This is a genomic window from Leifsonia sp. SIMBA_070 (genome assembly GCF_046534635.1).
GTDB lineage: Bacteria > Actinomycetota > Actinomycetes > Actinomycetales > Microbacteriaceae > Leifsonia.
Genome location: NZ_JAWRYK010000535.1, coordinates 1 through 257, shown reverse-complemented (window position 1 = coordinate 257; position 257 = coordinate 1). Strand labels below are relative to the sequence as shown.

1 protein-coding gene is annotated in these 257 nt (G+C 70.0%); it reads left to right on the top strand.

What is annotated here, in order from left to right:
• Positions 1-257 (top strand): SufD family Fe-S cluster assembly protein (locus tag SB754_RS21345; protein WP_410784337.1); only part of this gene is annotated, 257 nt, incomplete at both ends.

The following is a 257-nucleotide window of genomic DNA, read 5'->3' as shown; positions in this document are numbered from 1 at the left end:
CGCCGACCTCACGGTCATCGCGCTGCAGAAGTGGGACGACGAGGCCGTCCACGCCTCGGCCCACCAGGCGACGGTCGGCCGCGACGCCAAGCTCACGCACTTCGTCGTGAGCTTCGGCGGCGGCGTCGTGCGCGTCAACCCGAACCTCGACCTGACCGGTCAGGGCGCGGAGGGCCAGATGTACGGCCTCTCGTACGCCGACGACGGCCAGCACCTCGAGAGCCAGGTGTACATGCACCACAACGGCCCCGAGACGA